The organism is Thalassospira sp. UBA848, from assembly GCF_002295455.1.
Taxonomy (GTDB): domain Bacteria; phylum Pseudomonadota; class Alphaproteobacteria; order Rhodospirillales; family Thalassospiraceae; genus Thalassospira.
Genome location: NZ_DBGS01000073.1, coordinates 1 through 5,855, shown reverse-complemented (window position 1 = coordinate 5,855; position 5,855 = coordinate 1). Strand labels below are relative to the sequence as shown.

The window sequence follows — 5,855 nt, the reverse complement described above, 5'->3', positions numbered from 1 at the left end:
CGTTCCGTTCATCGCCCGTTACCGCAAGGAAAAGACTGGCGGGCTTGATGACACCCAACTTCGTACGCTGGAAGAACGCCTGCGCTATCTGACAGAGCTTGAAGAACGCCGCGCATCCGTGCTTGAGAGCATCCGCGAACAGGAAAAGCTGACGCCGGAACTTGAAGCTGCGATCAACGAGGCCGATACCAAGACCCGCCTTGAAGACTTGTACCTGCCTTACAAGAAAAAGCGCCGCACCAAGGCCCAGATTGCCCGCGAAGCCGGGCTTGAGCCGCTGGCAGATAGCCTGTTTAATGATCCGACGCTGGATCCGGAAACCGAGGCGGCCAAATTTGTCGATGCCGAAAAAGGCATCGAAGACACCAAGGCCGCACTTGATGGCGCACGCCAGATCCTGATGGAACGCTTTGCCGAGGATGCTGACCTTGTTGCCAAACTGCGTGACCACTTGTGGAATGAAGGTGAAATCACCGCGTCGGTGATCGAGGGCAAACAGGCCGAAGGTGCCAAGTTCTCGGACTATTTCGAGCATTCCGAAAAAATCAAAACCTGCCCGTCACACCGTGCGCTGGCCCTTTTCCGGGGCCGTAACGAAGACATCCTGCAACTGAAACTGACCCTTGGCAAAGAAGACGAAGATCGTCCGCGCAGTCAGCCGGGCCGCGCCGAAGTCATGATTGCCGCCCATGTCGGCATTGCCGATAAAGGTCGTGCTGCTGACAAATGGCTGATGGACACGGTCCGCTGGACATGGCGCGTCAAACTGTCGTTGTCGATTGAGCTTGATCTGTTTGGCACCCTTCGTGACTCCGCCGAGGAAGGCGCGATCAAGGTCTTTGCCGATAACCTGAAAGACCTGTTGCTGGCCGCCCCTGCCGGGCAAAAGGCGACCATGGGTCTTGATCCGGGTGTACGTACCGGGGTCAAGGTCGCGGTGGTTGATGCCACCGGCAAGCTGGTGGATACCGCAACGGTTTATCCCTTCCAGCCGCGCAATGACGTCGAAGGCGCGATCAACACCATGGCCGCACTGGCGGCCCGCCATCAGATCGAACTGATCGCGATTGGCAATGGAACCTTTTCACGTGAAACCGACGAGCTTGCCGGTCAGATGCTTAAACGCTTCCCGGCGCTTAAGGCCACCAAGGTGATCGTCAATGAGGCCGGAGCATCGGTTTATTCCGCATCGCAGTTTGCCGCTGAAGAATTCCCCGACCTTGATGTGTCGCTGCGCGGGGCGGCATCAATTGCGCGCCGCCTGCAGGACCCGCTGGCGGAACTGGTGAAGATCGAACCGAAATCTATCGGTGTTGGGCAATATCAGCATGATGTATCGGAAACCAAACTGGCCCGTTCGCTTGATGCCGTGGTTGAGGATTGCGTGAACGGTGTGGGTGTTGACCTTAACACCGCCTCCATCCCGCTTCTGACCCGTGTGGCCGGCCTGACCGAGACACTGGCGCGCAATATTGTCGGCTACCGCGACTCCAACGGCGCGTTCCAGTCGCGTGCTGATCTTAAAAAGGTCGAGCGTCTTGGACCAAAGGCCTTCGAGCAATGCGCGGGCTTCTTGCGCATTCGCGGGGCGAATAACCCGCTTGATGCATCGGCGGTGCACCCGGAAGCCTATCCGCTGGTCGAAAAAATCAGTGCCAAGGCCGCCAAGCCGTTGGCAGACCTGATCGGGGATTCGGCCTTTATCAAGACGCTGCGACCTGAAGATTTCGCCGATGACAGATTTGGTGTGCCAACCATCCGCGACATCATTGCCGAGCTTGATAAGCCCGGCCGTGACCCGCGCCCGGAATTCAAGACCGCCAAATTCACCGAGGGTGTGAATGAGATCAAGGATCTGCGCACCGGCATGAAGCTTGAAGGCACCGTCACCAACGTCACCAATTTTGGCGCGTTCGTTGATATCGGCGTGCATCAGGATGGGCTGGTTCATATCTCGCAGCTGGCCGACAAGTTCGTCGAGGATCCCCGTCAGGTGGTCAAGGCAGGCCAGATTGTGTCGGTCACTGTCATGGAAGTTGATGCGCCGCGCAAACGTATCGGGCTTTCGATGAAATCCGCACCCGATTACGAAGGCACACGTGAAAAGCGTGCAGACAATCGCACCACGGCCCCACGCGGGGGCAACCGTTCGCAGCACTCATCGGCAAATCGTCCTCAGGACGGAGCGGGCCGCGGGAATGCGTCTGGCAATTCCGGCGGTGATGGTGGTGCGATGGCTGCGGCCCTTAAAGCCGCGATGGAACGGCGCAAGTAACGACACACGGCAAAGAACATCATGTTTGAGATGGCGGGGTCACATATTGATCCCGCCATTTTCTTTGCACGCCATTCTCACCCGATCAATTGACAGAAAGCGGTTTGAAACCCATGTTGAGCACTCACCAAGGGGAGCCCCGACAGGGGGCTGAGAAACTGCCGCGCAGTGACCCTTTGAACCTGATCCAGTTCATACTGGCGTAGGGACGGTGCGAACGCCGGTTACGACGTTCTCCATCTTTCCGACTTCGAACTGGGTCTCCAACCGCAACGTTTCTGCATTGGAGCCTCGACATGACGACCGAAATTTCCCATACCGCGACCGATCTTTTTGAACGCATGCGTGCGACCAAGCCGCTTGTTCAATGCATCACCAACTATGTCGCGATGAATTATGCCGCCAATGTTCTGTTGGCGGCGGGTGCCTCGCCCGCGATGGTCCATACACCCGAAGAATCCGGCGAATTTGCCGCGATTGCCGGGGCGCTGACGGTCAATATCGGCACCCTTTCCCCCAGTTGGGTCGAAGGCATGATCGCCGCTGCCAAATCGGCTAATGATGCCGAAAAACCTTGGGTTCTTGATCCGGTCGCGCATTTTGCGACCGGCTATCGCCGGAACGCTGTGGCCGGGCTTTTGAAACTCAACCCCACTGTCATTCGCGGCAACGCATCGGAAATAATTGCCCTTGGCGGCGGTCAAAGTGCCGGTCAGGGTGTCGATAGTGGCGATCCTGTCGAACAGGCAGAAGATGCCGCACGCAGCCTTGCAAGCAGCCAAGGCTGCGTTGTTGCCGTAACGGGCGCGGTTGATTTCGTGACGGATGGCACGCGTTCGGTGCGCATTGCCGGCGGGTCGGATTTAATGCCAAAAATCACCGCCACGGGGTGCTCGCTGACCGCCCTTGTCGGCGCTTATCTGGCGATTGCACCCGATCAGGCGTTTGACGCCACGGTGGCTGCCCTTGGCAACTTTGCCGTGGCAGGCGAAATCGCGGCCAAGACGTCAAACGGTCCGGCATCCTTTATGACCGCCTTCATCGATGGTCTTCACAATCTTGATGGTGCAACCTATGCCAAGAATCTTCGGATTGATGTGCGATGACGTCATTCGATCTGTCGCTTTATCTGGTGCTTGATCCCGATCTCTGTCGCAGCCATTCGATGGTGGAAACCACGATGGCCGCGATTGCCGGGGGTGCGACCATCGTTCAGCTGCGTGACAAGAAGGCCGGAACAGACGGCCTCATTCGCGCTGGCCGGGAATTGATGCGCGCGATGGAAGGCACCAACGTGCCGCTGATCGTCAATGATGACATCGAAGCCGCCATCGCAATTGGCGCGCATGGGCTGCATGTCGGACAGGATGATCTGCCATCACAAATCGCGCGTGATCGCCTTGGCCCGGACAAGATCATCGGCCTTTCAATTGAAAGCGAAGAGGTCGCGCAAAAGGTTGATCGCACCATTGTCGATTATGTCGGTATTGGCCCGGTATTCGCGACCCCCACCAAACCCGACCACAAACCCGCCATCGGATTTGACGGGCTGGAAAAGCTGGTCCGGATGGTCGACCTGCCATCGGTCGCGATTGGCGGGCTTAAGCGTGAACATGTGCTGCCAGCACTTGAAAGCGGTGCGGATGGCGTTGCTGTTGTGTCAGCCATTTGTGGACAACCGGACCCAAAGCAGGCCACCGCCCATATCGCGGAAACTCTTAAATCTGCGCGAAATCGCACGAAATAGCGTTTCGCGGATTTACCGGCACCGTTTGCACAACACCATCAGGGTATCGATCCGCGCGCAAAACGCATGGCTGCCGCGCCCAAAGTGCGGTCATCGGCACGGAAATGCCCCATTTGCGCCGTTAATTTTTCGGCTTCGCGGATCAAGTTAACAGGCATGAACCAAGCACAACCGCGCGAGGAAGCCATGCTTATATCTCTGCGCAGCAAGCCGGTTGCCATTGCCCTGATTGGTCTTATGACGATCACGACAGCCGCGCTGGCTGCAATAAAATCCGCGCCAAAACCAACGACTGACAGCGTCACCATCCATTCGGAAATGGCCAAGGGTGAAGTCACGCTCAGCCATCAGGAAGACGGCACCATCGCGATCAAACGCGATTGCGTCCGTTTCCCTTGCAAGATCGATATCTCGTCGCTCAAGCGCGGCGAATATGACGTCACCCTGACAAATGGCGATGAAAGCCAGAAGATGATGGGACTCTACAAGGAATAGGCAAACCGCCTGCATTCCCACGAAGCGTTACAAAACTTTTCCAGAAAATCCGGGAACGTTTCTGGCACAGGATTGTTCATCATATATCGATCTATCTAAACGGTAATGCATCGACGCATTGCATGAACGCCAATACGCGCTAGATAAAAGATCACAGGCAACGCACCTGATGCAGCTGTCGATCGTGCAACAAAGGTTTCCAACATGTTGCGCGGGATTTTCACTTTTATCGAAGGTGCAAAAAGGGATATGTTGCGTTACCGCACAGATTAATAACGAAAGTCGAGGAACTGTATCATGGCACTTGAACTCCCAGCACTTCCGTACGCATACGACGCGCTTGACCCGTATATGTCGGCTGAAACACTCGAGTTTCACCACGACAAGCACCACAATGCCTATGTCGTAACCGGCAACTCCCTGCTTGAAGGCAGCGGTCTTGAAGGCAAGTCGCTTGAGGAACTCGTCGTTGCCACCTATGGCGACAAGGACAAGGCCAAGCTCTTCAACCAGGTCGGTCAGCACTGGAACCATATCGAGTTCTGGAACATGATGAAGCCGAATGGCGGTGGCAACATCCCGGGCGAACTCGAAAAGAAAATCGTCGAGGACTTCGGTTCGGTTGACGCCTTCAAAGAAGCTTTCACCGCCGCTGGCGTTGGCCAGTTCGGTTCCGGTTGGGCATGGCTGTCAATGGACAAGTCCGGCAAACTGGTTGTTTCGGGCACCCCGAACGCGGAAAACCCGCTGGTTCACGGCATGACCCCGCTTCTGGGTTGCGATGTTTGGGAACACTCCTATTACATCGATTACCGCAACCGTCGCCCGGACTACATCAAGGCGTTCCTGAACGACCTGGTAAACTGGGAATATGTTGCAGAGCGTTTCTCCAAAGCTGGCTAATCTGCCGACGCTTTGAGACTGAATTACAAAAAGCGGCTCCTTCGGGGGCCGCTTTTTTTGTGCGCGCAACACAAACAAAGAAAACCCCGCCAGCGAACCGGCGGGGTTTGGATCAAACCAGATTGATTGTCTGATCAGATATCGAATTTGATGCCCTGAGCAAGCGGCAGCTCGCGGGAGTAGTTGATGGTGTTGGTTGCGCGGCGCATGTAGCCTTTCCAGGCATCCGAACCGGACTCACGACCGCCACCGGTTTCTTTTTCACCACCGAACGCACCACCGATTTCAGCACCGGACGGGCCGATATTGACGTTGGCAATACCGCAATCGGAACCAACCGAGGACAGGAACAGTTCGGTTTCGCGCAGATCGGTCGAGAAGATGCAAGATGACAGACCCTGCGGGACATCGTTCTGAAGCGCGATGGCTTCTTCA

The 5,855-nt window shown here is 56.4% G+C and carries 6 protein-coding genes and 1 riboswitch; of the genes, 5 read left to right on the top strand and 1 reads right to left on the bottom strand.

The window, feature by feature from the left end; genetic code table 11:
- The 5 genes from B2R48_RS10195 to B2R48_RS10175 form a co-directional block, all read left to right on the top strand.
- Positions 1-2,275 (top strand): Tex family protein (locus B2R48_RS10195; protein ID WP_296999827.1); only part of this gene is annotated, 2,275 nt, incomplete at its 5' end.
- Positions 2,276-2,395: 120 nt separating this feature from the next.
- Positions 2,396-2,501, top strand: a riboswitch (TPP riboswitch).
- Between the two features lie 70 nt (positions 2,502-2,571).
- On the top strand, positions 2,572-3,381 hold the full coding sequence (gene thiM / locus B2R48_RS10190) for a hydroxyethylthiazole kinase (protein ID WP_213475054.1): 810 nt from the start codon (positions 2,572-2,574) through the stop codon (positions 3,379-3,381).
- Complete coding sequence (thiE, locus tag B2R48_RS10185; RefSeq protein WP_213475053.1) at positions 3,378-4,022, top strand: thiamine phosphate synthase; 645 nt, start codon at positions 3,378-3,380, stop codon at positions 4,020-4,022. The genes thiM and thiE overlap by 4 nt, the downstream gene beginning before the upstream one ends.
- A 156-nt stretch (positions 4,023-4,178) precedes the next feature.
- Positions 4,179-4,517, top strand: coding sequence for a hypothetical protein (locus B2R48_RS10180; RefSeq protein ID WP_249742210.1), 339 nt, complete (start codon positions 4,179-4,181; stop codon positions 4,515-4,517).
- Positions 4,518-4,814: 297 nt separating this feature from the next.
- A complete protein-coding gene (locus tag B2R48_RS10175; RefSeq protein WP_062956924.1) occupies positions 4,815-5,420 on the top strand; it encodes a superoxide dismutase in 606 nt (201 codons plus the stop codon).
- 134 nt (positions 5,421-5,554) lie between these two features.
- Here B2R48_RS10175 and B2R48_RS10170 read toward each other — a convergent pair.
- Positions 5,555-5,855, bottom strand: a 301-nt coding sequence (locus tag B2R48_RS10170; RefSeq protein ID WP_296999819.1) for an aldehyde dehydrogenase family protein, incomplete at its 5' end; no start/stop codon positions are given.